Here is a 21,911-nt window from a genome sequence, read left to right as displayed (position 1 = left end):
GCGAAACGCTAGCGGAATCCCGGTCCGGCCTCGTGCATCGGGTTCTGCTCGCTCCGGTCACCCGTCGGGCTCAGCGATCGTCCGGATCACGCCGAGGTGCCGCTCGAACGCCTCCCGTCCTGAGTCGGTGAGAGCGAGCCAGCTCCTCGTGCTCCTCCCCACGCGGAGTCTGCGGATGCGGAGGAAACCCGCCTCTCCCAGGATGGCCGCCGCCTGGGACAGCGTCGAATCGCTGACCTCGAGCGCGTCCCGGACGACGCCGAACTCCGCTTCGTCCACCGTCCTGAGCAGGGCGAGCAGGGAGAACCGCACCGGCGAGTGGATCCGGTCGTCGAGTTGGTGCCGGGGATGGGTGCCGCTCGTCATCGACGACGTGGCCGAGCCACCGTCGCCGCGACGAGGAGCGGAGCCGCGACGAGGAGCGCGATCGCTCCCCAGGCCACCAGCGACGTCGACTCGTCGAGTCCTCGGAGCAACACGGCGTCGAGCGGAGCGACAGCGAGGACGTACAGGACGCCTGTCGCAACCCAGGCGACGGTCATCAGCCGGTTGCCTCCGCGGGGGACGACCCGCCGGGTGCTCGCGACGAGCCACAGCGCGATGACGAGGACCGCGACGACAGCCAGCACGGGCAGTCGCGGTGCGTCCAGCCCCTCGACCACGAAGACGAAGGACGCGACCACGGCGGCGCTGCAGAGGAACACCGGTGTCTGCCAGCCGCGCCCTTGCCTGAGCCGGGTCCCGGTCTCGACTCCTCGAGTGGAAGTGTTCATGTTCACAGATCGTAAACGTCAAACCGGAGTATCCGCGGATGTCCCAGCGGAACACCAGCTTTGCGGCGAACACGTTGATCGCCGCTCCACCGGGCGGGAGTAGCCTCCCGCCAACGAGCAGAGGAGACACCATGCAGTTCCTCGTCAACGTCATCGACGACGGGCAGGCCGAGGCCGCCGGCCGGACCGAGTCCGCCAGTCAGGCCGAGGCCGCCGCGGTCGACGCCCTCAACGAACGCCTGGGCGACGCGGTCGTCTTCGCCGCTGGGGTTTCCGCGCCGGCCGACGGCACCGTCGTCGACGCCCGCGGCGGCGGCTCGGCATCGACCCCGGGGCTGGTGGTCGACACGACCGAGTTCGTCGCCGGCTTCTGGGTCATGGAGCTGCCGGACGCCGAGACCGCGCTCCGTGTGGCGCACGAGGCGTCGCAGGCGTGCAACCGGAAGATCGAGCTGCGTCCACTCCTGTGATGCGCGGGGCGCCGGACCCGTCCCCGCTGCCGGTGACCGCGGGCACGGCGCTCGCCGCGGTGACCACGGCCCCGACGAGGAACGTCACCGCGTAGCCCGTCGCCGCGACGAGTGCCCCGGCCGCGGCGGCTCCGACGGCCTGGCCGAGTACCAGCGCCACGAACAGCATCGAGGTCCCGGACGACGACCGCTCCGGGGCGACCTCGGTCGTCCAGGCGATCAACGCCCCGGTCGCGGCCGTGTACCCCCACCCGAACACCGTGCACGCTGCCAGCGCGACCGGGGTCGACTGCGGTGCGAGCCCGAGCAGGACGACGGCTACGGTCACCGCGCCCGCGGTGACCGCCCAGAGCGTCCGCGCTCGGAGACCACTCGTCCACCGTGCCGTCCCCGCCACCGCTGCACCGCCGACCCCGAGCGCGATCCACGCCGACACCGACACCACGACCGGGGCGCCCGCGTCGACCAGCGCCGAGCGACCGTAGGTCCACACGACCGCGGATCCGGTACCGAACAGCAGTGCGAGCGTCACGACCCGCCGGTGTGCCGTGAACCACGATGCCTCGGGCGCAGTGAGCCGGTCGCCGCCGGACCGGCTGGCGCCGGACGCCACGAGCAGCACGACACCGACGACGAGCGCGAAGGCCCCGGACCACGCCCAGGCCGTCCGCCAGTCCGGCAGGAGCACGAGGGCGAGTACCCCGGCGGCGACCAGACCCGGACCGGTCCCGGAGTTGACGACCGCCTGGGCACGCCCCTGCGCTGCCTCCGGCACGGCGCGGGACACGAGCTGCACGAGCGCAGGGGACGCCAGGCCTGCCCCGGTCGAGGCGAGCACGACGGCGATCCCGAACGACCACGGCCCCGGCGCTGCCGCCATCGCGATCGCACCGCCCCCGGCGATCCCCGCCGCCGCCGCGACGAGCAACCGGGGGATCCGCACGGCGGTCAGGAACCCGATCACCGCGCCGACGCAGTACATCGCCGAGGCCCCGGACGAGATCCAACCGGCGGCGTCCGTGCGCAGGCCGAGGTCGCGCTGCACGTCCGGCAGGAACAGGCCGTACGCCAGGCGCACCAGCCCGTAGGTCGCCCCGATCAGGGCCAGGCCGCTGACGACGAGGAGCCGCTGTCGCAACAAAAACGATCGTTTCACTTTTGAGAGCTTAGGGTGCAGTCATGGCGATGCGTTCAGGGACCGAGCAGAAGCTGCTCGACGCCGCCGAGGAGCTCTTCTTCACGCGGGGCATCGCGGCGACCCCCATCGACGCCGTCCTCGATCGCGCCGGAGTCTCCAGCGCCACGCTGTACCGCGGGTACCCGAGCAAGGAGGCCCTCGTCGCCGCCGCGCTCGACCGCCGCCACGACGACTGGCTCGCCACGTGGGACCGTGCGGTCGCAGCGGCAGCGGACGATCGTGGCCGGCTGCTCGCGGTGTTCGACGCACTCGACGACTACCGGTCGACGGCCGCGGGGTCCCGCTGGTGCGCCTTCCTCGGCACCGCTGCCGAGTACGCGGACGCCCCGGCCGAGGTCCACACGGTGCTCGACCGTGAGACCGGCGCGCTCCGCACGCGGCTGACCGAGCGGGCCGTGCCGGTCGTCGGTGATCGAGCCGGTGTGCTCGCCGACCAACTGCTGCTCGTCGTGTCCGGGTACCTCGCGATGCGCCTGCGCGACCCGGCCGGCGGCACGGCGACTGCCCGAGCGGTCGCGGCTGCGCTCGTCGACGCGGCCTGACCGTGTGCCGGCGATACCGGACCCCGTGGCTGCGCATCCTCACACACGACCCCTCGGCGCGCCAGGAGTCCTCCGGCCCCACGCTCGGTACGTTGCCCCTGTGCAGCGACTCTCCTGGGCCCTCATCGTGCAGCGTGTGACCCCCGACGGAACGGCGCCCCTCGGATGACCCGTTCGCGTGCGTCGACGATCACCCGCAGGTCGCTGCTGATCGGCGGGGTCGGCATCGTCGCGGCGGGGGCTGCAGCCGAGGCGGTCAACCTCGATCTCCTGCCCGGCCGGTCGACGATGTACCGCGTGCTCGGCTTGAACGGCACTGACGGCACCATCCCCGACACCAAGCCGGTCCCCTCGGTCTCCGGCACCTTCGTGTCGACCGCGCGGAAGGGACGGACCGTCGGCTGGACGATCGCCGCACCGGAGTCGGACAGCCCGCTGCCGGTGGTGGTCGCGCTCCACGGCTACGGCGACGACCACGCGTCGTTCTTCGGGCGGGAGCTCGGCTGGGACCGGTTCCTCGCCGCCCACATCGCGGATGGTGGATCGCCCTTCGCGATCGCGTCGATCGACGGCGGCAACCGGTACTGGCACCACCGCGCGGACGGTGACGATCCCGCAGCGATGGTCGTCGACGAGTTCCTGCCCCGGATCGCGCGACGCGGGTTCGACACCGGTCGACTCGCGCTCGCCGGGTACTCGATGGGCGGCTTCGGCGCGCTCCGACTCGGTGGGGTCCTCGGTGCGTCCCGCGTCCGCGCGGTGTCGGCGATCAGCCCCGCGCTCTGGACATCAGCGGCGGACACCGCGCGCGGCGCCTTCGACGACGCTGCCGACTTCCGCGCGAACACGGTCGTCGGTCGGCAGGGCGCGCTCGACGGAGTCGCGGTCCGCGTCGACTGCGGCAACGGCGACGGGTTCGCACCCGCGATCCACACCTACGTCGACGGGTTCGACGCGCCGCCGGCCGGCGGCTTCGAGCCCGGAGCGCACACCCACGGCTACTGGCGCCGCCTGGCGCCGCAGCAACTCGCCTTCCTCGGCCGACACCTCGGCCGCTGACCGAGCCCGCGCCCTGGGCGGTCGCCGAGGCGGACGGGAGGCCCGTGTCGGCCCGGCTCCGCGCCTCCAGGCCGTCGACCGGTCGCGCCCACGGCGCGTGCAACTTGACGAGGAGCGCTCAGGCACGACCGCGGTTGCGCCGCCGGATCTCCTTCGGAGCCCGGCCCGCCATGAAGGACCGAGCAGGGTCGACGAGGAAGCCCTGCCGCAGGGCTTCGCGCCCGACGAGCATCCGGAACCCCATCTGGTCGCGGTTGCTCAGCGTGACCTCGGACTCGACGATCCGTCCGGCCAGCGTGATCGTGGTGAGCACGACGATGCGCTCCTGGGTGTGCCCGGTCGAACTGCGGATGATCCGCCGGTCGTGCACGTCGCACTCGACCGTGACCGCGTCGGCATCGGTGTCCTGCCACGGGTGCACCGAGAACCGGACCCGGTCGTCGGGCAGTTCCTCGAGGTCGAAGGCGTGCAGCGCCGAGCTGCGCGCGCCCGTGTCGAGCTTGACCTTGATCCACGGCAGCCCGAGGTCCGGCAGACCGGCCCACTCGCGCCAGCCGGCGACGACGAGCCCGCCGTCGGGGGACTTCGGAGCACGAGCCATGTGCCCATCCTGTCGCATGCGCGCCGGCCCGGTCAGCCGGGCGGGTCCGGCACCATCCGGACGGCGCTCTTCCGCGGTGGTCCGGGCAGCACCGACATGCCGGCCGCCGCGACCGCGTGTTCGCCGTCGATGATCGCGCTCGCACCGCCGAGCGACGGCGCCGGGCCAGCGATTCCGAACAGCGCCCATGCCTCGCCGCCGGGGTCGAATCGCGAGCGGTAGCGGAGGCCGTCGACGTGGTCCTTGAACAGCTCCGCCCATGCCCTGGTGATGGTGAAGTCGCCCATGGTCGTGAGTTCGCTCGTGACGCCGAAGGGTGCGGCTCCCGCGCCGCTGACGTCGGCGGAGGTCGCATCGGTCGGCGGAGTGATCGTCGAGACGCGGAGGACGGCGGCGTCTGCAGCGCTCACTTCGTTGCGGCGGACCTTCGGGCCGTAGAACTCCCGGACGGCAGTCGAAACGGCTGCCGCGAAGTAACACGTTCCGTTCGGATATGCCAGGTTGAACCGGCCGGCGGGGTGGCTCGCGAAGTGCCAGGGGTCGAACTCGCCGAGGTGCGCTCGGAACGCCCTTGCCGGGAACCTGCCGCCGTCCGGGAAGCCGGCGAGGTCGAGCCCGACCGGCGGGGCGGCTTGGGCGACGTCGGTGCACGCGGCGACGGTGCTCATCGGAGTCGGAATGCCCCAGCGAGCGCTGCGAGACGGACGGCCTCGTCGGAGCGGTCGGTCCGCAGCACCTGGGCCGGTGTGCGGCCGTCCAGTTCATCAGCAGGGGCATTCAGCCAGACAGCGTCGCCCCAGAGATCGACCCGCTCGGGATCCAGGACCGCCAGGACCTCGCGCAACCGTGGAAGCAGGATGCCCCGTGCGTCGAACTGGAATGACGGGTACAGCCGGAAGCCGTCGGCGGACATCACGCAGAGCACATCGCCGACGCGTGCCTGTGCGTCGAGGGTCTGCCGGCTCATCCGGAACCACTTCCGCAGGCCCGCGGTGTCGTAGAACGGGCCGACGCGGTCGTCGAGCACGTCGGCACCGGGGATGCTGGCGAGCATCCGCTCCGCGACGGCGTCCATCGATCCGTTCACTCGCTCGACCTCGGCAAGGTCGATCAGGTCGACGTGCCGGAGGAGTGCGGCGACGAGGCGATCCCGGAGGGCCTCTGCCGGTTCGGCGCGGGCCTCGCCGCTCGACGGGGAGGCGGCGGGATCCGTCGTCGACGGTCTCCGCGAACGAACACGCCACTCGGGTGACGTGGATCGCAGCGCCGCGGCCCGTCCGGATCCAGCGAGTCGAGGGGTCCGGCGGCTCCGAGCCGCTCGAAGTCCGTGCGAGTTGACCGTCATCACGATCCTCCGTCCGATCAGTACAACAATACTACCGCACCAGCGTCAAAACCGTAAAGTGCACACCCGGCGTCGGTGATGCGACGCGGGCGTGCTTTGATGGACCGTCGCCGTCGATCCGACCCCGCGGAGAACCTCTCGATGAAACTCGCCATCCTTTCTCGTGCGCCCCAGGCGTACTCGACGCAACGCCTCCGTGCGGCGGCACTCGACCGCGGCCACGAGGTGAAGGTCCTCAATACCCTGCGCTTCGCGATCGACCTGTCCGGCGACGACCCGGACCTGCTCTACCGCGGCAAGCTGCTGTCCGACTACGACGCGGTCCTTCCCCGGATCGGCAACTCGATCACCTACTACGGAACCGCCGTCGTGCGGCAGTTCGAACAGATGGACGTGTACACGCCGAACACCGCGAACGGCATCACGAACTCGCGCGACAAGCTGCGCGCGAACCAGATCCTGTCCCGACACGACATCGGGATGCCGGCGACGACCTTCGTGGCTGGCCGTACCGACGTCCGTGGGGCCATCGAGCGCGTCGGGGGAGCACCCGTCGTGATCAAGCTCCTCGAGGGCACACAGGGCATCGGGGTGATCCTGGCGCCGGAGGCGAAGGTCGCCGAATCGATCGTCGAGACCCTGCACTCGACGAAGCAGAACGTCCTCATCCAGCGGTTCATCGCGGAGAGCCGGGGGCGCGACATCCGTGCACTCGTCGTCGGCGACCGCGTTGTGGCCGCGATGCGCCGGACGGCCTCGGGCGACGAGTTCCGCTCGAACGTGCACCGTGGGGGCACCGTCGAGAAGGTCACGTTGTCGCCGGAGTACGAGGCCGTCGCGGTCCGCTCGGCGCAGATCATGGGTCTGAAGGTCGCAGGCGTCGACATGCTCGAGGGCAACGACGGCCCGCTCGTGATGGAGGTGAACTCCTCGCCGGGGCTCGAGGGCGTCGAACGTGCGACCGGTCTGGACATCGCCGGCGCGATCGTCGACTTCATCGCGAACCAGGTGGCGTTCCCGGAGATCGACGTCCGGCAGCGCCTGTCCGTGTCGACCGGGTACGGGGTCGCCGAGCTGCTCGTCCACACGAACGCCGATCTGGTCGGCAAGACGATCAAGGAGTCGGGGCTCTGGGACCGGGACATCACGGTGCTCACCCTGCACCGCGCGTCGAACGTCATCCCGAACCCCCGGAGTGGTGTCGTGCTCGAGCCCGGGGACCGGCTGCTGTGCTTCGGCAAGCTCGAGGAGATGCGTTCGATGATCCCGGAGCGACGCAAGCGTCGCGCGAAGGTGCGGAAGCTGCCCAAGGAGCCGCTCCAGTCGGAGGGCTGACGGACGGGAGGCCCGGCTCGCGTTCCCCGCGAAGGGAACGCGAGCCGGGCCTCCGGTCTCGAGCCTCGGTTCAGCCGCCGCGCACGTCGCGATCGCGGCGGCGACGCCCGAGCAGTCGCAGGACGACACCCAGGCCGAGGGCGCTCAGCGCTGCAACGAGCCAACCGCTGAGCTCGGCACCCGTGAAGGCCAGTTCACCCGAGCCGGTGCCCTTCGATGCGCCCGAGGTGGCCGACGTGTTCTGCGCGGCCGGGCCTGCGGACGGGCCGGCGAGGGCTCCGCCGGTCGCCGGTGCCGACGGCTGCGCGATTCCCGGAACCGTGATGACGGGAAGTGCGATCTCGGACTCGGACTCGGACTCTTCCTCGGACTCCGGCACCAGCGTCACGAGCATGCTGCCGCCGGGTGAGACGTTGCCGACGCGGTCGACCGCGACGACGGAGAGCAGATGGGCTCCCGGATCCAGCGGCACGGTCGTCCGGAACGCGAAGCGCCCGTCTGCACCCGCAGTTCCGCGTCCGATCTCTCGGCCGTCGGAGTCGCGGATGATCACCGTGGTACCGGGTTCGGCGGTGCCACGGACCACGCCCGTGCCGTCGACGATGTCATCGAAGACTTCCAGGACGGGGGTCTTCGGTGCGATCGTGTCGATGTCGACGGTGGTCTTGGTGGGGTCGGATTCGTTCCCGGCCTGGTCCTCGACCACGATCTCGAGCTCGTGGCTGCCGTCCTTGAGTGGTTCGTCCAAGATGATCTCGAACTTGCCGTCCTCGTCGGCGATGCCGGTGCCGAGTTCGTTGCCATCCTCATCGCGGACGATGACGGTGGCGCCCGGCTCGGCGGTGCCCGTGATGGGCCCCTGGCCGTTGGCGAGGTCGGACGGGCTGGTGATCACGGGTGCATCCGGTGCTTCGGTGTCGATCTCGACGGTGGTCTTGGTGGGGTCGGATTCGTTCCCAGCCTGGTCCTCGACCACGATCTCCAAGTCGTGGGATCCGTCCTTCAGCGGCTCGTCGAGCTCGACGGTGAAGTTCCCGTCCTCGTCCGCCGTGCCGCGGCCGATCTCCTTACCGTCTTCATCGCGGACGATAACGGTGGAACCAGGCTCCGCGATCCCGGCGATGGGGCCGGTGCCGTCGGCGAGATCAGACGGGCTGGTGATCACCGGTGCGTTCGGTGCGTCGGTGTCGATGTCGACGGTGGTCTTGGTGGGGTCGGATTCGTTGCCGGCGTTGTCTTCGACCACGATCTCCAAGTCGTGGGATCCGTCCTTGAGGGGCTCGTCGAGCTCGACGGTGAAGTTGCCGTCCTCGTCCGTCGTGCCGCGGCCGATCTCCTTGCCGTCTTCGTCGCGGACGATGACGGTGGAACCCGGCTCCGCGATCCCGGTGATGGGGCCGGTGCCGTCGGCGAGATCAGACGGGCTGGTGATCACCGGTGCGTTCGGTGCGTCGGTGTCGATCTCGACGGTGGTCTTGGTGGGGTCGGACTCGTTGCCGGCCTGGTCCTCGACCACGATCTCCAAGTCGTGGGATCCGTCCTTGAGGGGCTCGTCGAGCTCGACGGTGAAGTTGCCGTCCTCGTCGGCGATGCCGGTACCGATCTCCTTGCCGTCTTCGTCGCGGACGATGACGGTGGAACCCGGCTCGGCGGTTCCGGCGATGGGCCCCTGGCCGTTGGCGAGGTCGGCCGGGCTGGTGATCACGGGCGCGTCGGGCGCTTCGGTGTCGATGACGATGGTGGTCTTGGTGGGGTCGGATTCGTTGCCGGCCTGGTCCTCGACCACGATCTCGAGCTCGTGGCTGCCGTCCTTGAGCGGCTCGTCCAAGATGATCTCGAAGTTGCCGTCCTCGTCGGCGATGCCGCGGCCGAGTTCGTTGCCGTCTTCGTCGCGGACAATGACGGCGGAACCCGGCTCCGCGATCCCGGCGATGGGGCCCTGGCCATCTGCGAGGTCGGACGGGCTGGTCACGACCGGTGCATCCGGGGTCTCGGTGTCGATCTCGACGGTGGTCTTGGTGGGGTCGGACTCATTGCCCGCCTTGTCCTCGACCACGATCTCCAGATCGTGGCTGCCGTCCTTCAGCGGCTCGTCGAGCTCGACGGTGAAGTTGCCGTCCTCGTCGGCGATGCCGGTACCGATCTCCTTGCCGTCTTCGTCGCGGACGATGACGGTGGAACCCGGCTCGGCGGTTCCGGTGATGGGACCCTGGCCGTTGGCGAGATCAGACGGGCTGGTCACGACCGGTGCATCCGGGGTCTCGGTGTCGATCTTGACGGTGGTCTTGGTGGGGTCGGACTCATTGCCCGCCTTGTCCTCGACGACCACGACGACGTCGTGCGATCCGTCCTTGAGCGGCTCGTCCAGCTCGACCGTGAAGTTGCCGTCCTTGTCCGCTTCGCCGCGGCCGATCTCCTTGCCGTCTTCATCGCGGACGATGACGGTGGAACCCGGCTCCGCCGTTCCGGTGATGGGGCCGGTGCCGTCGGCAAGGTCGGTCGGGCTGGTCACGACGGGCGCGTCGGGCGCTTCGGTGTCGACGTCGATGATGATCGGGGTCGGCGTCGAGGTGTTGCCGGCCTTGTCCTTCGCGATGACGTCGAGGTCGTGCTTGCCGTCGGCGAGTGGTTCGTCGAGCTCGATGGACCAGTCGCCGTCCTCGTTCGCCGTGCCGGTGCCGATGACGTTGCCGTCCTCATCGCGGACGATGACGGTGGCGCCCGGCTCGGCGGTTCCGGTGATGGGGCCCTGGCCGTCGGCGAGGTCGGTGGGGCTGGTGACGACGGGGGCGTTGGGCGCGGCGTCGTCCACGTCGACCGTGATGGCGGTGGCCTCGGAGGTGTTCCCGACCTTGTCCTCGGCGACGATCTCGAGGTCGTGGGCGCCGTCGGTGAGGGGTTCGTCGAGGACGATCCGGAACTGGCCGTCGTCTCCGGCTGTGCCGCGTCCGATCTCCTTGTGGTCGGCGTCGCGGATGATGACCGTTGAGCCCGGCTCGGCAGAACCGGTGAACGGTCCCGTCGCGTCGGTGAGCCACTCCGGGGTGGTGCTGATCGGAGCGTCAGGAGCGGTGACGTCCGGTGCGATCACGGTGACCGGTGTCGATGTCGACTCGTTGTCGGCGTCGTCGACCGCGACGATCTCGAGGGCGTGGTCGCCCTCGGTGAGCGGGCCGTCGAGTTCCACGGCGAAGTCGCCGTCGTCGTCGGCCGTGCCGCGGCCGATGACGTTGCCGTCTTCATCGCGGACGATGACGGTTGCGCCGGGCTCGGCGGTGCCCGTGACGGGCCCGGTCGAGCTGGCGAGGTCCTGGAGGCCGTCCACGACCGGGGCGTCGGGCGCGGTGGTGTCCGGCACGACGGCGGTCGCGGTCGTCTCGTCGGACTCGTTGCCCACCTCGTCCTCTGCGACGACGACCAGGTCGGACGCACCCTCGGGAAGTGGGGCGTCGAGGCGGACGGAGAAGGCGCCGTCGTCGTCGGCCGTGCCGCGGCCGAGCTCGTTGCCGTCAGGGTCGCGGACGATGACGGTGGAACCGGGTTCAGCGACACCGGTGATGGGACCGGTCGGGTCGGTGAGGGTGCCGGGGGCATCGACGATCGGGGCATCGGGCGCGGTGGCGTCGACGTCCAGGGTCGCGACGGTCGGGTCCGCGGTGAAGCCGTTCCGGTGCTGCACGGCGGTCACGGTGACCGCCCCGTCGGCGAGGGCCTCGGTCACGGGCAGCGTCCACGTGCCGTCGTCCTCGACCGGTACGGTCACGAGCGACCGGTCGCCGACGGTCACGTCGACGGTCCCGCCGGGGACCCCCTTGCCTCGGATGACGGGTGTCGAGTCGACCTTGGTCGTGGGGGCGTCGATGACGGCGGCGGTGAGGGGCACCCAGGTGCGCCACGTGGTGGACGTGACCTCGGCCGAGTTCACGTAGCCCGATGCGGCGTTCGGTTCCAGCCACCCGGTGAGCGTGACCACGTCGCCCGGAAGGGCATCGGCGTCGATGAACACGCTCGTCCGGATGTGGTTGTAGTTCGCCGCTCCCGTGTTCAGCGTGGTCGGATTGGCCCCGATGCAGTCGTAGTGCTTCGAATCGGTCAGGGTGCAGCCCTGCACGTTCGGCGACCCGGTGTTGGTCACGGCGAACGGTGGGTTCGACGTCCGGAACTGACCCGGGCCCGAGATCGACCAGTGGTAGTCGAGCATCCGGTTCGGGATGTTGAACCCGCTCGCGTTCTTCACGTTGAGCGTCGACTCGCGCACCATCGTCCCCGGCTGCCCGGCGACGTCGTCCGCTCCGACTGCGTAGACGTTGATGGTCGTCTCGTTCGGTGTGACCGCGGCAGGGGACGAGGTCGGGGCGGGTGTGGCCGGCGCGGTCGGAGCCACCACATCGGGCGTCGGTTCCGGTTCGGCGATGACCTCCGTAGGGGATTCAGGCGCCTCAGGCGCCTCGGGTGCCTCGACCTCGGGTGCCTCGACCTCGGGTGCCTCGGCCTCGGTCGCTTCCGGAGCCCCCGACTCGTCCGCCGGTGCGTCCGACTGCTCGACGGACGGCTCGGTGGCGACGCCGTCGGTACGCGTCGCTTCGGTGGTCGCGGCAGCTGCGGCGGCCATGTCCGGCACGGCCAGCGGTGCGAACGCGAGGAGCAGTGCTGCTGCTGCGGTGGACTTGTTGAGCGGGGGCATTCGGGCTCCGATCTCGGGTGCGGTCGGTAGCCATCATACGAAATATTAATAACAGGTGCAATACGCCAGTCCGGCGAATCTTCCCTGTTCTACGCATCCGGACTGCACACACAGGCTGGATGCGGAAGTATGTGTCGGTGACGATCATGACGGAACGGCCGGTCGACCAGGCATCGAGCGGTGAACGGGCAAGCAGCGAACCCGAGCAGCCCGGCAACGCCACGGCCAAGCACCACAACGTCTCCCTGCTCTCCGTGGCGACGACGACCGCCGAACGCGTGACGACCTCAGCCGACATCGAGGCACGTCTGCGCGGCGTCCTCCGCCGGCTCCGCCTGCCGATGGGGCTGCTCGAGCGCGTCGCCGGTGTGATCGAGCGTCGGAACTGGGGCGAGGGCCAGACCTTCCAGGACGCCGCCATCGACGCCGGCCGTCGCGCGATGGCCGAGGCAGGAGTGCGTCCCGACGAGATCGGGCTGCTCATCAACACCTCGGTGACCCGTCCGCACCTCGAGCCGTCGGTCGCCGTGCGCCTGCACCACGGGCTCGGTCTGCCATCGTCCGCGATCAACTTCGACATCGCGAACGCCTGCCTGGGGTTCGTCAACGCCATGAGCGTCGCCGCGGGCATGATCGACTCCGGTCAGATAAAGTACGCGCTCGTCGTCGACGGCGAGGACGCCGACCAGGTGCAGCTCAACACCATCGACCGCCTGAACCAGGGCGGTCGGAACCGCAAGGACTTCATGAGCGAGTTCGCCAGCCTGACCCTCGGGTCCGGTGCCGCGGCCGCCGTGCTCGGCCCGGCGGACCTGCACCCCGAAGGACACCGGATCGTCGGCGGCGTCACCCGCGCGGCGACCCAGTGGTACGACCTGTGCGTCGGCAGCGTGGACGGCATGTTCACGGACGCCAAGATGCTGCTCAAGGGCGGCATGGAGCTCGTCGTCGCGGCCTGGACCGAGGCCCGCGCTCACTTCGACTGGGCCGACATGGACCGCTACGTCCTGCACCAGGTCTCGGACGTGCACACCAACGCGTTCGTCGAGGCCATCGGCATCCCGCGCGACAAGGTCCCCACCACCTACCAGCGCTTCGGCAACGTCGGCCCGGCGTCGATCCCGATCACCCTGGCCGACGAGGTCGAGTCCGGCGGCATCCGCCGCGGTGACCGCGTCTTCCTGGGCGGCGTCGGTTCCGGCATCAACACGGCGATGATGGAACTCCACTGGTGAGGTCCCGGCTGCCCCGCGTCGCCGCGAGCACGGCTCCGGCGACGCAGCCGCCTTCCCTGCCCGGACTCGACCCGGCCTGGTCGCGCCTGGTCACGGTCCCCGCGTGGTCTGCAGAGCGGACGGGAGGCACAGATCGCGCCGCGCGCACCTGGCACCTCCTCGACACGGCCGGGTCCCTGGCCGCGCTCGGCGTGGAACCGGTCGGCACCATCCTGTGCGTGCACGGCAACCCCACGTGGTCGTACCTGTGGCGGTCGGTGCTCCGCACCTCGCTCGAGGTCGCACGGGCCGGTGGCCCGGCCTGGCGCGTGGTCGCCGTCGACCAGCTCGACATGGGCTTCTCGGAGCGCACCGGGGTGGAACGGGGGCTGCCGCAGCGCGTTGCGGACCTCGGCGCCCTGACCGACGAACTCGGGCTGACCGGCCCGGTCGTCACCCTCGGTCACGACTGGGGCGGAGTCGTGTCGCTCGGCTGGGCGGTCGACCACCCCGACGTCCTGGCAGCGGTGATGACGTGCAACACCGCTGTGCACCAACCCGACGACGCCCCGATCCCCGCACCACTGCGGCTGGCGCTGGGCCCGGGACTGCTCGGCCGTGCGACCGTCGTGACGCCGGCGTTCCTCGAGACGACACTCGGCATCGCGCACCCGAAGCTCGACCGTACCGTGGCTGACGGCTACCGCGCCCCGTACCGCGGTGCCGCCCGTCGTGGCGGGATCGGTGGGTTCGTGGCGGACATCCCCGTCGACGCCCGGCACCGGAGCGCGTTCGAACTCGACCGCATCGCCGCGGGGGTCGCGGCGCTCGACGTCCCCGCACTGCTGCTGTGGGGTCCGCGCGACCCGGTGTTCCTGGAGCGCTACCTCGACGACCTGTCCGAGCGGCTGCCGCACGCCGACGTGCACCGCTTCGAGGGTGCCGGCCACCTGCTGCCCGACGACGCCGACGTGGCGGGCGCGGTGTTCGACTGGATCGGCGACCGCCTGCCGGACGGCCACGTGCCTGCATCAGTCACCACGGACCTCCCGGTCGACGCCGACCAGTCGACCGACGTGAGCCGCCCGCTCGGCGCCGCACTCGACGACCTGCGCGACAGCGACGAACCCGCCCTGGTCGAGATGGCCGCCGCCGGCGGTCCTCGCACGATCACGTGGCGCCTGCTCGCACGTCGGGTGGACGAGATCGCCGCCGGGCTGGACGACCTCGGGGTCCGGAGCGGTGACCGGGTCTCACTGCTCGTCACCCCGGGAGCCGACCTGACCGCCGTCCTGTACGCCTGCGTGCGGATCGGTGCGGTCGTCGTGGTGGCCGACGCCGGACTCGGGCTGCGCGGCCTGACCCGTGCGGTCCGCGGTGCCCGACCCGACTGGATCATCGGCGCGCTGCCCGGTCTCGGGGCCGCCCGAGCACTCGGCTGGCCGGGGCGGCGCATCGCGACCGTCCCGCTGCCCGCGCCCGCACGGCGTGCGTTGCGGGTGGAGCACACCCTCGTCGACGTCGCCCGGCGCGGCGCTCGTCGGCTCGCCCACGGGTCGTCGCTGCCGGCGGCCCCGGCGTCCGACGCTCCGGCCGCGATCCTGTTCACCTCCGGGTCGACCGGGCCGGCGAAGGGTGTCGTCTACACGCACGGGCAGCTCGGCGCCGTCCGTGACGTCCTGGCCGCGCAGTACGACGTCGGGGTCGGTACCGGCCTGGTCGCGGGCTTCGCACCCTTCGCACTGCTCGGTCCCGCCCTCGGTGCACGGTCCGTGGCACCCGACATGGACGTCACCGCGCCCCGGACGCTGACGGCACGCGCCGTCGCGGCCTCGGTGGCCGCAGCGGACGCGACCGTGGTGTTCCTCTCGCCGGCGGCACTGGCGAACGTCGTGGCGACGGCGTCGGTGCTGACCGACGCCGACCGCGCGGCGCTCGCACGCGTCCGGCTGTTCCTGTCGGCGGGTGCTCCGGTGTCCGCCGCGCTGCTGACCGCGGCGACCGAGCTGATGCCGAACGCGAGTGCGCACACCCCCTACGGCATGACCGAGGGCTTGCTCATGACCGACGTGGACCTGGACGGCGTCCGTGCGGCTGCGGCCTCGGACGACGAGGGCATCTGCGTCGGGCTCCCGGCGGCGAACGTCCGGGTGCGGATCGCGCCGCTCGACGGTGCGGGCGCTGCGACCGGTGCACTGACCGACGCGGCGGGTGTGACCGGCGAGATCGTCGTCGTGGCGCCGCACGTGCGCGACCACTACGACCGGCTGTGGCGGACGAACCGGGTCGCGCGCCTCGGCGTCGACGACCCCCGCGGACACCGCACGGGTGACGTCGGGCACCTCGACGCCACGGGGCAGCTGTGGGTCGAGGGGCGGATGCAGCACGTGCTCACCACCCCCGACGGCGTCGTCACCCCGGTCGGACCCGAGCAGCGCATCGAGGACGTTCCCGGGGTCGGCCGTGCCGGTGTCGCGGGGATCGGCCCGCGTGGCACGCAGCAGGTCGTGGCCGTCGTCGAGACCACCGGCGGGCGACGTGCCCGACGACCCGCCCTGGCGTCGCCGGCGTTGGCCGCGTCGGTCCGTGCCGCGGCCGGAGTTCAGCTCGCCGCCGTGCTCACCGTGCCCGTGCTGCCGACCGACATCCGGCACAACTCGAAGGTCGACCGCACCCGGCTGTCCCGCTGGGCCGCCGCGGTGCTGTCCGGTGGACGGATGGTCCGCCCGTGACGGTCCTGGTCACCGGCGCAAGTGGGTTCCTCGGTCGGGCGACGGCGGCCGCCGTGCGGGACGCCGGGCACGAGGTCCGGACGTTCCAGCGACGGCCATCAGGGGTCGCGGGCGTGCAGGACGTCTCCGGCTCGATGACCGACGCCGCGGCGGTGGCCCGGGCAGTCGACGGGGTCGACGCCGTCGTGCACCTCGCCGCGAAGGTCTCCCTGGCGGGTGACCCGGCCGACTTCGTCCGCGTCAACGTCGACGGCACCCGAGCGCTCGTCGACGCCGCGCGTCGTGCCGGTGCCCGGCGGTTCGTGTTCGTCTCGTCACCGTCGGTCGCGCACACCGGATCGTCGCTCGTCGGCGCCGGAGCGGGCGTCGCCGAACCTGATCGTGCCCGTGGCGACTACGCCCGCACGAAGGCCGCGGCCGAACTGCTCGCGCTCGAGGCCGACGCTCCCGGGTTCGCCGTGGTCGCCGTCCGCCCGCACCTGGTGTGGGGGCCGGGGGACACCCAGCTGATCGGCCGGATCGTCGAGCGGGCGCGGGCTGGTCGGCTCCCGCTGCTCGACTCCGGAGCCGCGCTCATCGACACCCTGTACGTGGACAACGCCGCGTCGGCCATGGTCGCGGCGCTCGAGCACGCTGCCGACGACGGGGTGCACGGCAACGCCTACGTCGTCACGAACGGCGAGCCGTGGCCCGTCGCGGACCTGCTCGCCGGGATCTGCGCGGCCTCCGGCGTCGCGGCACCGCGGTGGCACGTGCCGGCCGCCGTCGCGCGGACCGCTGGCTCACTGGTCGAGGCCGTGTGGCGCGTGCGTCCGGGCCAGGACGAGCCGCCGATGACACGGTTCCTCGCCGAGCAGCTGTCGACGGCGCACTGGTTCGACCAACGCCGCACCCGAGCCGACCTGCAGTGGACGCCGTCGGTGTCGATCGACGAGGGCCTCGCGCGCCTGGCGGCGGCTCAGACCGCGTCGGCCGCCACGTAGACCCACGCTGACAGACCCGAGGTGAGCTCGACCCGGATGCGCCGGTAGTCCGCGACCTCGTAGTCATCGACCGCGCGGAGCTGCCACTCGTACCCGAGCGTCAGAGCCGACCCCTCGACGACGTCGCCGGGAGCGCCTCGGCGGAGGATCGGGTGCAGGTCCGAGCCGCTCGTCCTGACCACCTCGGGGTCGGTGATCGCCACCCAGTCGAGTCGCCAGCCGGGCAGTGCGTCGTCGGTGGTGGGGACGTGTCCGCCGAACAGCGACTCCTGCACGAGGGGCTGCTGGAGCGTGCCGTAGGAGAACACCCGGTGCGTCGAACCGGGCAGGGGAGCGGGCTGCCGGAACGGCTTCGGACCGATCGTCGGTGTCGACGTCCACACGAAGGCGCCCGCTAACCCGGTCAGCCCGAGGTGGAGCAGGCCGACGACACCGAGGACGCTGCCCCAGACGATGCCGGAGGTGTCCCTGGGACAGGCCTCGAAGAAGTCGTCTTCTGACGAGCCACACATCGCCTGACCGTTCGCGATCCCGACGGTGATCGCGATCAGACCGACGACGAGACAGACGAGCGCGAACGCGCCGAGACCGATGACCCAGCGCTGGCCGGGGGAGAGACGCTTCACGTCGAGAGGCTAGCGGAAAGGAGGCCCGGATCACGCGCGCCGATCGGCGCAGGTGATCCGGGCCTCCAGGTCGTCAGCCGTGCCGTTTGGCGGCCTTCGCGATCTTCTTGCCCAGCTTCTTGCGCGCCTTGCGCGCGTGCGGGTCGTTCCAGGCCTTGCGGACGGTCTCGCCCTTGGAGGTCTTGATCACCGGGCGGTTCGCGCGCGAGCCGAACCAGAAGCCGACGAGGACGATCAGGCCGATGACGATGATGCGGTTGCGCATGGTGGGACTCCTTGGTCGATGGTGCGGGTGCCGACAGGTCAGCCGGTGAAGCGTTGCCAGAGCTCGGTGATGATGGGCCAGACGTCGCCGGCGCGGTCGGCGGACCCGACGGCCACCAGGACCACGGGCACGACGGTGACGGCGATGCTGACCAGGACGGCGAGCACGACCGCGATGGTCGCCGTCGTCGTGTGCCGGCGGGTCAGGGCCAGGGCGAGGAGCGCGAGCACGACGATCAGGCCGAGCACCGCGACGACCGTGACCCGGACGAACGGGAACGGCACGAGACCGGCGGTCGTGGCGGTGATGCCGCCGAGGAACCCGACCAGGGGCAGGAACGCTCCGAGCAGGACTCCGGCGACCAGGACCACCCCGATGCCGCCGGCGATCCACACCCCGCGCGGCCGAGGCCGACGCGTGCGGGGCCGGCGGCCGCCGGACCAGGCGGTGGTCACGGTCGGTCCGCGGTCGGTGCAGCCGGGGTAGCCGGCTGTTCGGTGCCGCGGGCGGCTGCCCGCGCTGCCTCGCTGGCGTCGGCTGCGGCGTCGGCCGCGTCCTGCGCGGCGTCCTCAGCGGAGTCGGCGGCACGCACGGCTGCGTCGGCAGGGGTCTCGTTCGCCACGACGGGAGCCGGAGCGCCGTCGTCGTCGGCGACGGCAGCACGTGCGCGGTCGGCGGCGTCACGCGCGGTGTCGGCGGCGTCGCGCGCACCCTCGGACGCACGGTCGAGCGCGTCGGATGCCGCTTCGTGGACCCGACCAGCCGTGGCGGTCGTCGCGTCCACGGCCTGTTCAGCGGCGTTCGCGGTGACGTCGGCGGCACGCTTCGTGGCGTCCGCGGTGGCGTCGGCCGCCTGCTTGGTGGCCTCGGCGGTGGCCGAGGCAGCACGCTTGGCGGTGTCGACCGTCGCGTCGGCGGCACGCTTGGTGGCGTCTGCGGTGACCTCGGCCGCCTGCTTCGTGACGTCCGCGGTGGCGTCCGCAGCGCGCTTCGTCGCCTCGGCCGTCGCGTCGGCCGCCTGCTTCGTGGCGTCGACGGTCGCCGTCGCCACACGCTTCGTGGTCTCGCTCGTCGCCTTCGCGGCGTCCTGTACGGCATCGCCGACAGCGGTGGCCGCTCGCTCGACGGGCGACGGCTCGTCGTCGAACGGTCCGTGCACGTCCAGCACGCGGACGTCCACGGTCGTCGGCACGGACACGACCTGGCCGGCTGCTGCAGCGACCTGTCGCTTCACCTCGTCGGCGACCTCGCGGACGTTCCGCGGGTAGGTCACGATGACGGAGACCTGCACCGCGAAGGTGCCGTCCTCGTCGTCGACCTGCACGCCGGCGGTCCCGGCGGAGCGGCCGAGTCGCTTCCGCAGCTCGTCGGCGGCTCGGGACACGGTCCCGCCGAGGTGGTGCACGCCGGGCACGCCGAGCGCGGTCTCCGCCGCGGTGCGCGCGATGAGCATCGCCGGGGTCGCGTCGTCGGGCAGCGGCTCCGTCAGTTCTGCGGGCAGTGCCACCTCGGTGACCTGCGTGTGCGCGTGGGTGTCGTGCTCCATGGTTCCTCCTCGTTCGGGGCCGCGGGAACGCATCGGGGCACTCGACGATGCGAGTGCCCCGTCACGTGTCGAGCGTCCTACTTCTTGAAGACGTCCTTGACGTCCTCGCCGGTCTGCTTGGCGCTCGCGGCGGCCTGGTCCTTCTTGCCCTCGGCGACCTTGGAGTCGTCGTTGGTGACGTTCCCCACGGCCTCCTTCGCCTTGCCGGCGAGGTCCTGAGCAGCGTTCTTGATCTTGTCGTCGAGTCCCATGACGGGTCCTTTCATCGGTCGGGCGTGCGCCCGGTGGTGGGTGTTGCGTGGGTCTTCGGTGGGCCGGGAGGCCCGTGGTGCGTCCGGCTGACGGGTGTCAGTGGACGCGGGTCGACTTCGCGAGCACCGAACGGGTCCCACCGGTGAGGTGGACCAGGACGGGCACCTGGCGGCCGAGCGTGCGGTCGAGGACCGCGACGGCGCGGTCGACGGCGTCGAGCACCGAGACGGCGTCCCCGCCGCGGCGGACCGCGACGCGGATGCGAGCGGCACGCTGCTTGCGCACCAGGTAGGTGTCGACGCGGGAGCCGACGACGTCGCGGACCCCGGCGAGTTCGTGCTCGACGACGTCGCGGACGAGGGCCACGTTCACCGTGACGGCGTCCTCACCCGAGCGTTCACGGACGGCGACGGAGGTGCCGCCCCCGCCGCGGGTGAACGCCCAGACCAGGGCGAGCACGATGACGACGGCGCAGGCCGCGGCGACGATCCAGAGCGACGACGCGGGGACGTCCAGGCTGCTCGGCAGGTCGACGTAGGGCTTGATCGCGTCCTGCACGGCGGGCAGGACACCCGCGCCGATGGTGAGACCGACGACGACGGCGATCAGGCCGAGGACGAAGAGGATGATCCGGTTCATGGTCCGGTTGCTCTTGGTCATGCCAGGGTTCCCTTCTCCTCGACGCGGACGCGGATGTTCCGGCCGAATCGTTCGTCGAGACCGCTGAGGCGGTCACGGACGGCTGCCTCCACGGCCTGCTCGTCGACCGGGATGCCGGTGACGGGCACGATCCGGACGTCGGTGCGGCGACCCCGGGCGGTGGCCGAGGCGTTGCCCTCGGGCACGCCCGCAGCGGTCCCCGCGGCGTTCGCGGCGGTGGAGGCGACGATGCGGGTGTCGATGACGACGGCCCCGCGGTCGTGGTCCACGACCGAGCGGTGCTGCCGGCCGGGCTTCAGGGCCAGGACGATCAGCACGACGCCGAGGACGACGAGGACGACGGCGATGACCTCGGCGATCGTGACGAACGCGGCGTCGGGCTGCAGGGCTGCATCGACGGCGGTCTGCGGGTCGGCGACCAGCGGCGGCCGGCCGATCGCCCGCAGGACCGATTCGGTACCGATCCACGCGGCGACCAGGGCGAGCACCACCAACGCGACCGCGACCGCGGTCGAGCGGGAGCGGTGCACGCTCCGACGACGGATGCGTCGTTCGACGGAACCGTTGCTCATGATGGTCTCCTACCGGGTTCGGGACTCGCGCTCGCGCACGATCCCGGTGAGTTCGATGTGGGCACTGCCGACGCGGCGGCCGGTGAGTTCACTCACGCGGGCCTTGACCTCGTCGGCGACCCGGACCGAGCGGGCGACGAGGTCGTCACCCGCGGCGATCGGGCCGGTGACGTCGAGGGCCATCGCGCCGGCCACGTCTCCGAGACCGACCCTGACCCGCTTGGCGGGGGCGCCGAGCCGTTCGGCTGCGACGGCCCGCGCCAGCGAGGTCAGTGCACGAGCGGTGATCTCGACGCGGCCCGGGACGTCCGGGCCGGCGTTCACCGTGAGCTCCGGCGCCCGGTGAGCACGTCGGTCAGGGCACCACGGTCGATCTTGCCGGTGGCGAGGGCGGCCACGAGGGCTCCGATCGCACCGAAGACGATGACCAGGACGAAGCCCCAGAACCCGAACTGCAGTGCGACGACTGCGAGGACGGCACCGATGAGGGCACCGATCAGTGTGTTGCTCATGCGACTCGCGCTTCCTTCTTCTCGTCGTCGTTGTCGTCGTCGTCACCCGGGATGAAGACGTCCTGCACGGTGACGTTGACCTCGGCGACCTCCATGCCGACGATCTGCTCGAGGGCGCGGGCGACGCTGCTGCGGACGCCGTCGGCGACCTGCTGGAGCGACACCGGGTACTCGGCGACGATCACGATGTCCGCGGCGACCTGCTTCTCGCCGACCTCGACCTTGACGCCCTGACCGAAGTCGCGCTGGCCGATCGCGTCACGGATCGCACCGATCGCACGAGCAGCGCCGCCACCGAGGGAGTGCACGCCGTTGACCTCACGCGCTGCGATGCCGGCGACCTTCGACACGACGGTGTCGTCGATGACGGTCTTGCCGGTCACGCCGCTGTTCGAACCAGCGTGCGAGGTGGTCCGGGCCGCGGCGGTCGTGGCCGGAGTGGTGGGGGTGGTGTCAGCCATGGTTCGTTCCTTTCGATGTCCCGCCGGGCGTTCCCAGCGGTTGCTGTTCACGGATGAGACGGGCTCCACCAGAGATTCGTC

General features: G+C 71.5%; 24 protein-coding genes. 7 read left to right on the top strand and 17 right to left on the bottom strand.

Translation table 11 applies throughout. From position 1 onward, the window contains the following. Positions 1-57: 57 nt before the first annotated feature. Complete coding sequence (locus tag ITJ59_RS08940; protein ID WP_194650742.1) at positions 58-366, bottom strand: transcriptional regulator; 309 nt, start codon at positions 364-366, stop codon at positions 58-60. Continuing rightward, on the bottom strand, positions 363-773 hold the full coding sequence (locus tag ITJ59_RS08935; RefSeq protein WP_194650741.1) for a hypothetical protein: 411 nt from the start codon (positions 771-773) through the stop codon (positions 363-365). Before ITJ59_RS08935 ends, ITJ59_RS08940 begins: the two co-directional genes overlap by 4 nt. A gap of 131 nt (positions 774-904) precedes the next feature. Between ITJ59_RS08935 and ITJ59_RS08930 the strand changes: the two genes are divergently transcribed. After that, positions 905-1,243 (top strand): YciI family protein, encoded by a 339-nt coding sequence (locus ITJ59_RS08930; RefSeq protein WP_194650740.1) that lies wholly within the window; start codon positions 905-907, stop codon positions 1,241-1,243. On the opposite strand, the gene ITJ59_RS08925 is transcribed toward ITJ59_RS08930, so the two are convergent. Continuing rightward, positions 1,149-2,381: an MFS transporter gene (locus ITJ59_RS08925; RefSeq protein ID WP_194650739.1), complete on the bottom strand. Its 1,233-nt coding sequence runs from the start codon at positions 2,379-2,381 to the stop codon at positions 1,149-1,151. The genes ITJ59_RS08930 and ITJ59_RS08925 overlap by 95 nt on opposite strands. Before the next feature lie 41 nt (positions 2,382-2,422). On the opposite strand from ITJ59_RS08925, the gene ITJ59_RS08920 reads away from it, so the two are divergent. Together ITJ59_RS08920 and ITJ59_RS08915 are read left to right on the top strand one after the other, a co-directional pair. Further along, a complete protein-coding gene (locus tag ITJ59_RS08920) occupies positions 2,423-2,983 on the top strand; it encodes a TetR/AcrR family transcriptional regulator (protein ID WP_194650738.1) in 561 nt (186 codons plus the stop codon). 165 nt (positions 2,984-3,148) lie between these two features. Next, the gene (locus ITJ59_RS08915) at positions 3,149-4,042 is read left to right on the top strand and encodes an alpha/beta hydrolase (protein ID WP_194650737.1); all 894 of its coding nucleotides are present in this window, start codon (positions 3,149-3,151) and stop codon (positions 4,040-4,042) included. A gap of 118 nt (positions 4,043-4,160) precedes the next feature. Here the strand turns inward: ITJ59_RS08915 and ITJ59_RS08910 are convergent, their stop codons facing one another. Genes ITJ59_RS08910 through ITJ59_RS08900 form a run of 3 tightly spaced genes read right to left on the bottom strand, consistent with a single transcriptional unit; the run spans position 4,161 to position 5,718 of the window. Then, positions 4,161-4,643, bottom strand: a complete 483-nt coding sequence (locus ITJ59_RS08910; protein WP_194650736.1) for an ATP-dependent zinc protease — start codon at positions 4,641-4,643, stop codon at positions 4,161-4,163. 32 nt (positions 4,644-4,675) lie between these two features. After that, on the bottom strand, positions 4,676-5,311 hold the full coding sequence (locus ITJ59_RS08905; protein ID WP_194650735.1) for an RES family NAD+ phosphorylase: 636 nt from the start codon (positions 5,309-5,311) through the stop codon (positions 4,676-4,678). Next, a complete protein-coding gene (locus tag ITJ59_RS08900; RefSeq protein ID WP_228511260.1) occupies positions 5,308-5,718 on the bottom strand; it encodes an antitoxin Xre/MbcA/ParS toxin-binding domain-containing protein in 411 nt (136 codons plus the stop codon). The genes ITJ59_RS08905 and ITJ59_RS08900 overlap by 4 nt, the downstream gene beginning before the upstream one ends. 411 nt (positions 5,719-6,129) lie before the next feature. Here ITJ59_RS08900 and ITJ59_RS08895 point away from each other — a divergent pair, with 411 nt between their 5' ends. After that, positions 6,130-7,323, top strand: a complete 1,194-nt coding sequence (locus ITJ59_RS08895; RefSeq protein WP_194650733.1) for a RimK family alpha-L-glutamate ligase — start codon at positions 6,130-6,132, stop codon at positions 7,321-7,323. 70 nt (positions 7,324-7,393) lie between these two features. Here the strand turns inward: ITJ59_RS08895 and ITJ59_RS08890 are convergent, their stop codons facing one another. Further along, positions 7,394-12,007 (bottom strand): Ig-like domain-containing protein, encoded by a 4,614-nt coding sequence (locus ITJ59_RS08890; protein ID WP_194650732.1) that lies wholly within the window; start codon positions 12,005-12,007, stop codon positions 7,394-7,396. A 131-nt stretch (positions 12,008-12,138) separates the two neighbouring features. Here ITJ59_RS08890 and ITJ59_RS08885 point away from each other — a divergent pair, with 131 nt between their 5' ends. Genes ITJ59_RS08885 through ITJ59_RS08875 form a run of 3 tightly spaced genes read left to right on the top strand, consistent with a single transcriptional unit; the run spans position 12,139 to position 16,936 of the window. Continuing rightward, positions 12,139-13,242 carry a 3-oxoacyl-ACP synthase III gene (locus ITJ59_RS08885; RefSeq protein WP_194650885.1) on the top strand — a complete coding sequence of 368 codons (1,104 nt, stop codon included), beginning with the start codon at positions 12,139-12,141 and terminating at the stop codon, positions 13,240-13,242. Next, positions 13,239-15,953: an alpha/beta fold hydrolase gene (locus ITJ59_RS08880; RefSeq protein ID WP_323749457.1), complete on the top strand. Its 2,715-nt coding sequence runs from the start codon at positions 13,239-13,241 to the stop codon at positions 15,951-15,953. Before ITJ59_RS08885 ends, ITJ59_RS08880 begins: the two co-directional genes overlap by 4 nt. Further along, positions 15,950-16,936, top strand: coding sequence for an NAD-dependent epimerase/dehydratase family protein (locus ITJ59_RS08875; RefSeq protein WP_194650731.1), 987 nt, complete (start codon positions 15,950-15,952; stop codon positions 16,934-16,936). The genes ITJ59_RS08880 and ITJ59_RS08875 overlap by 4 nt, the downstream gene beginning before the upstream one ends. Here ITJ59_RS08875 and ITJ59_RS08870 read toward each other — a convergent pair. The 10 genes from ITJ59_RS08870 to ITJ59_RS08825 all read right to left on the bottom strand — a co-directional run bounded on the left by ITJ59_RS08870 (position 16,912) and on the right by ITJ59_RS08825 (position 21,830). Further along, complete coding sequence (locus ITJ59_RS08870) at positions 16,912-17,562, bottom strand: gamma-glutamylcyclotransferase family protein (RefSeq protein WP_323749456.1); 651 nt, start codon at positions 17,560-17,562, stop codon at positions 16,912-16,914. The genes ITJ59_RS08875 and ITJ59_RS08870 overlap by 25 nt on opposite strands. A gap of 73 nt (positions 17,563-17,635) precedes the next feature. Next, entirely contained in the window at positions 17,636-17,827 is a 192-nt protein-coding gene (locus ITJ59_RS08865) for a hypothetical protein (RefSeq protein ID WP_194646958.1), read from the bottom strand. A gap of 38 nt (positions 17,828-17,865) precedes the next feature. Then, the gene (locus ITJ59_RS08860; RefSeq protein ID WP_194650730.1) at positions 17,866-18,282 is read right to left on the bottom strand and encodes an MFS transporter permease; all 417 of its coding nucleotides are present in this window, start codon (positions 18,280-18,282) and stop codon (positions 17,866-17,868) included. Further along, a complete protein-coding gene (locus ITJ59_RS08855; RefSeq protein ID WP_194650729.1) occupies positions 18,279-19,373 on the bottom strand; it encodes an Asp23/Gls24 family envelope stress response protein in 1,095 nt (364 codons plus the stop codon). Before ITJ59_RS08855 ends, ITJ59_RS08860 begins: the two co-directional genes overlap by 4 nt. A 77-nt stretch (positions 19,374-19,450) precedes the next feature. Then, positions 19,451-19,624, bottom strand: a complete 174-nt coding sequence (locus ITJ59_RS08850) for a CsbD family protein (RefSeq protein WP_138801834.1) — start codon at positions 19,622-19,624, stop codon at positions 19,451-19,453. Positions 19,625-19,721: 97 nt separating this feature from the next. Further along, positions 19,722-20,285 carry a hypothetical protein gene (locus ITJ59_RS08845; protein ID WP_194650728.1) on the bottom strand — a complete coding sequence of 188 codons (564 nt, stop codon included), beginning with the start codon at positions 20,283-20,285 and terminating at the stop codon, positions 19,722-19,724. Continuing rightward, positions 20,282-20,857, bottom strand: a complete 576-nt coding sequence (locus ITJ59_RS08840) for a DUF6286 domain-containing protein (RefSeq protein ID WP_194650727.1) — start codon at positions 20,855-20,857, stop codon at positions 20,282-20,284. Before ITJ59_RS08840 ends, ITJ59_RS08845 begins: the two co-directional genes overlap by 4 nt. A gap of 9 nt (positions 20,858-20,866) precedes the next feature. After that, a complete protein-coding gene (locus tag ITJ59_RS08835) occupies positions 20,867-21,181 on the bottom strand; it encodes a hypothetical protein (RefSeq protein ID WP_194650726.1) in 315 nt (104 codons plus the stop codon). After that, positions 21,178-21,369, bottom strand: coding sequence for a DUF2273 domain-containing protein (locus tag ITJ59_RS08830; protein WP_123291766.1), 192 nt, complete (start codon positions 21,367-21,369; stop codon positions 21,178-21,180). Before ITJ59_RS08830 ends, ITJ59_RS08835 begins: the two co-directional genes overlap by 4 nt. Next, positions 21,366-21,830 carry an Asp23/Gls24 family envelope stress response protein gene (locus ITJ59_RS08825; protein ID WP_194650725.1) on the bottom strand — a complete coding sequence of 155 codons (465 nt, stop codon included), beginning with the start codon at positions 21,828-21,830 and terminating at the stop codon, positions 21,366-21,368. Before ITJ59_RS08825 ends, ITJ59_RS08830 begins: the two co-directional genes overlap by 4 nt. Positions 21,831-21,911: the final 81 nt, after the last annotated feature.

It is taken from the genome of Curtobacterium sp. VKM Ac-1393, from assembly GCF_015350995.1.
Taxonomy (GTDB): domain Bacteria; phylum Actinomycetota; class Actinomycetes; order Actinomycetales; family Microbacteriaceae; genus Curtobacterium.
Note: the sequence above shows the minus strand (reverse complement) of the source record. Positions and strands in the feature narration are given on the sequence as shown.

What these genes read in the sequence shown, in the direction of transcription:
- ITJ59_RS08940 (WP_194650742.1), bottom strand. Translation starts at nt 366, where the DNA reads ATGACGAGCGGCACCCATCCCCGGCACCAACTCGACGACCGGATCCAC.
- ITJ59_RS08935 (WP_194650741.1), bottom strand. Translation starts at nt 773, where the DNA reads ATGAACACTTCCACTCGAGGAGTCGAGACCGGGACCCGGCTCAGGCAA.
- ITJ59_RS08930 (WP_194650740.1), top strand. Translation starts at nt 905, where the DNA reads ATGCAGTTCCTCGTCAACGTCATCGACGACGGGCAGGCCGAGGCCGCC.
- ITJ59_RS08920 (WP_194650738.1), top strand. Translation starts at nt 2,423, where the DNA reads ATGGCGATGCGTTCAGGGACCGAGCAGAAGCTGCTCGACGCCGCCGAG.
- ITJ59_RS08915 (WP_194650737.1), top strand. Translation starts at nt 3,149, where the DNA reads ATGACCCGTTCGCGTGCGTCGACGATCACCCGCAGGTCGCTGCTGATC.
- ITJ59_RS08910 (WP_194650736.1), bottom strand. Translation starts at nt 4,643, where the DNA reads ATGGCTCGTGCTCCGAAGTCCCCCGACGGCGGGCTCGTCGTCGCCGGC.
- ITJ59_RS08905 (WP_194650735.1), bottom strand. Translation starts at nt 5,311, where the DNA reads ATGAGCACCGTCGCCGCGTGCACCGACGTCGCCCAAGCCGCCCCGCCG.
- ITJ59_RS08900 (WP_228511260.1), bottom strand. Translation starts at nt 5,718, where the DNA reads ATGGACGCCGTCGCGGAGCGGATGCTCGCCAGCATCCCCGGTGCCGAC.
- ITJ59_RS08895 (WP_194650733.1), top strand. Translation starts at nt 6,130, where the DNA reads ATGAAACTCGCCATCCTTTCTCGTGCGCCCCAGGCGTACTCGACGCAA.
- ITJ59_RS08890 (WP_194650732.1), bottom strand. Translation starts at nt 12,007, where the DNA reads ATGCCCCCGCTCAACAAGTCCACCGCAGCAGCAGCACTGCTCCTCGCG.
- ITJ59_RS08865 (WP_194646958.1), bottom strand. Translation starts at nt 17,827, where the DNA reads ATGCGCAACCGCATCATCGTCATCGGCCTGATCGTCCTCGTCGGCTTC.
- ITJ59_RS08855 (WP_194650729.1), bottom strand. Translation starts at nt 19,373, where the DNA reads ATGGAGCACGACACCCACGCGCACACGCAGGTCACCGAGGTGGCACTG.
- ITJ59_RS08850 (WP_138801834.1), bottom strand. Translation starts at nt 19,624, where the DNA reads ATGGGACTCGACGACAAGATCAAGAACGCTGCTCAGGACCTCGCCGGC.
- ITJ59_RS08845 (WP_194650728.1), bottom strand. Translation starts at nt 20,285, where the DNA reads ATGACCAAGAGCAACCGGACCATGAACCGGATCATCCTCTTCGTCCTC.
- ITJ59_RS08840 (WP_194650727.1), bottom strand. Translation starts at nt 20,857, where the DNA reads ATGAGCAACGGTTCCGTCGAACGACGCATCCGTCGTCGGAGCGTGCAC.
- ITJ59_RS08830 (WP_123291766.1), bottom strand. Translation starts at nt 21,369, where the DNA reads ATGAGCAACACACTGATCGGTGCCCTCATCGGTGCCGTCCTCGCAGTC.
- ITJ59_RS08825 (WP_194650725.1), bottom strand. Translation starts at nt 21,830, where the DNA reads ATGGCTGACACCACCCCCACCACTCCGGCCACGACCGCCGCGGCCCGG.